Source organism: Natroniella acetigena, assembly GCF_023227745.1.
GTDB classification, from domain to species: Bacteria; Bacillota; Halanaerobiia; order Halobacteroidales; family Halobacteroidaceae; genus Natroniella; species Natroniella acetigena.
Genome location: NZ_JALKBX010000100.1, coordinates 1 through 2,893 on the forward strand (window position 1 = coordinate 1; position 2,893 = coordinate 2,893).

A 2,893-nucleotide genomic window follows, 5' to 3' on the forward strand; every position below is an offset into this window, starting at 1 on the left:
ACTCACAGACGAAAGGGTGAGCAAACTGAGAACACAAACATCAACCTAAGTTAGAGCACCAGACTTCGACCCTACATCTGACATACTCAATTTTAAATACAATTAATATTTGAGGGAATATTTAATATTTAATTGGAAATATTATTTTGTGGATGATAAAATTAAAACTAGGATTTAAAATATAAGTTACTATTAAAATTGGGAGGTTATTATTTAATTTATGGCTACTCCAAAATTGAAGAAAGAAAATGGAATAGTATATACAAAACCCGTTGTTGTAGATTTAATTTTAGACATAGTTGGATATACTTCAGACAAAGAGTTGTGGAATATGCGTTTATTAGATCCTTCTTATGGTGAAGGGGCTTTTTTAGAAGTTGTGGTTAAGCGATTACTCAAAGCATTACCTGAGAAGGACAATAATTTAAAAAAGATTAAAGATAAATTAAAAAAATGCATTATAGGTATTGAAGTTAATAAGGAAAATTATCATTTAGGAAGAGAACGTATCAGAAAAGTTTTAAAAGAATTTGGATTTTGTAAAGATGATATTGATGATTTATTAAATAATTGGTTAATTCAAGAGGATTTTTTACTTTGGAAACCTAACGATAATAATATTAAAGGGTTTGATTTTATTGTTGGTAATCCACCATATGTACGTCAAGAATTAATAGAAGATAATTTAATAAAAAAATATCGGAAGCTTTATTCTACCATTTATGACCGAGCTGATCTTTATGTTCCGTTTATTGAACATGGATTAGAACTTTTGAATTCTAATGGAAAATTAAGTTTCATTTGTTCTGATCGTTTTACAAAGAACCGATATGGAAAAAAACTTCGAAAGTTTATTGTAAATAATTATAAAATTAAATATTTTATTGATATGCATAAAACTAATCCATTTGAAGAAAAGGTATCAGTTTATCCTTGTATTTTTGTTATTTCTTCTGAAACTTATGAGACAGAAGATACTAGAACAGCAATATTAGATTCGGTTTCTAAAGAGGATTGTTCTAAAGTGAAAGATTATTTATTAAGGGGAAAGACTTTTGATAATAGTCAGTCCATAAAAACGCATACTTTTTCTAATTGGTTTAAAAGTGATGAACCTTGGATTATAAATAGTGAAGAAGTAATTACATTGTTAAGAAAAATAGAAGAAAAATTTGTTCAGCTTGAAGATGATAGGCATGGCATTAAAGTAGGAATAGGGGTTGCAACTGGAGCAAATGATATTTATATTATAAATCCTAGTGAAGTTGAAATAGAGAATGAAGTCCTGCTACCAACAATATCTTCTAGAGAAGTTTCATCTGGAAAAATAAAGTGGTCTGGAAAATATTTAATCAATCCTTATTCTAAAGATGGAGGACTGATTAATTTAGAGCAGTTTCCTAATTTAAAAAAGTATTTTAATCTTCATAAAGAGCGTATATTAAATCGAAGTGTAGCAAAAAGAAGTCCAAAAGAAAAATGGTTTCGTACTATTGATAGGATTTATCAAGAAGTATATAATGCTTCTAAGTTACTGATTCCTGATATTAAAGGTGATAATTGTATAGTAAAGGATAATGGTGATTATTATCCTCGTAATAATCTGTATTATATGTTACCAGGCAACTGGGATATTGATGTTCTTCATTCGATTATGAAGTCATCTATTATTAAATTTTTCATTTGGTGTTATGCTGTTAAAATGCGGGGGAAATATTTGCGTTATCAAGCCCAATATTTAAGAAAAATTCATTTGCCTATCTTTAGTAATATATCTAATGAAGAAATAAAAAAACTTAAAAGTGAACATGTAAAAAATAATTTGAAAGAATTAGATAGTGTTGTAGCTAGTGTTTTTGATTTATCTTCTAAAGAATTAAAGACTATTAGAGATTTAGTTGTATAAATATAAGGGGGAAGTAGATAAAATGAGAAGTAGTTTTTTTATTCCAGAAAGAGATATTTTAGATAAAAAGGTAAGGGAAGCAGTTGAACATTTTTGGAGGACTAGATTGCAACAAAAAAATTCTTCATCAGGACAAAAAGGTAATAGAGGAGCTGTTACTGGAGGAAAGCAATTAGATGGATTTGTTCATTTAATAAAGGAAATATTATTAGAAAATGGTTTAAAAGAAGAAGAAATCCATGTTAGAAGCGGATTAACTTTACCAGGATATTATAGACCAACAAAAGATTGGGATTTAGTTGTTGTAAAAGAAGAAAATAAAAAGAAACAATTACTTGCTGCAATTGAACTTAAATCTCAAGTAGGTTCGTTTGGAAAGAATTTCAATAATAGAACTGAAGAATCGTTAGGAAGTTCAACTGACTTATGGAAGGCATATGAAAAAAATGCATTTGGGAGTAAAAAACCATTTTTAGGGTATTTAATGTTATTGGAAGATACTGAAGCTGCACATAAAAAAAGAAGAGTTTATGAACCAAATTTTGAAGTTTTTGAAGAATTTAAGAGGTCATCTTATGCTGAGCGTTACAAAATACTTTGTAAGAAATTAGTATTGGAGAGAAAATACACCTCAGCGTGTTTGTTGACATCTAATCGTGAAGATGGTATGAATGGTGCGTTTAATGAACCTTCTAAAGATGTAAATATATATAAATTTATAAAATCATTAGTTGTCAATATCATATCTAATATATAATGATGATTTATAAATGTAATTTGTAAGTACGTACGTCAGATAACAGCAGATTAACGACATCCCAGCTATGAGTATAAATCAAGGCTGGGATTACTTATATTAGTTTGGAATTTTTGATTTAAAGTTAGAAGTATTAATGGGGACGTCGTGAATCTGCGGGACGTTGTATGTCCAGCGAAGCTGGACATATCCAACGGGTGAAAGTCCCGTCAAGGTAAAAGTTAAAGCCT

General features: G+C 28.8%; 2 protein-coding genes. Both read left to right on the forward strand.

Annotated features, from left to right (window positions below; translation table 11 throughout):
• The first annotated feature begins 220 nt into the window (after positions 1-220).
• Positions 221-1,906, forward strand: a complete 1,686-nt coding sequence (locus tag MWH25_RS12655; RefSeq protein ID WP_248628015.1) for an Eco57I restriction-modification methylase domain-containing protein — start codon at positions 221-223, stop codon at positions 1,904-1,906.
• A 22-nt stretch (positions 1,907-1,928) separates the two neighbouring features.
• Positions 1,929-2,663, forward strand: a complete 735-nt coding sequence (locus tag MWH25_RS12660; RefSeq protein WP_248628016.1) for a PaeR7I family type II restriction endonuclease — start codon at positions 1,929-1,931, stop codon at positions 2,661-2,663.
• Positions 2,664-2,893 lie beyond the last annotated feature (230 nt).

Bases quoted from the DNA above. Each gene is read 5' to 3' on its own strand.
- MWH25_RS12655 (WP_248628015.1), top strand. From the start codon at position 221: ATGGCTACTCCAAAATTGAAGAAAGAAAATGGAATAGTATATACAAAA.
- MWH25_RS12660 (WP_248628016.1), top strand. From the start codon at position 1,929: ATGAGAAGTAGTTTTTTTATTCCAGAAAGAGATATTTTAGATAAAAAG.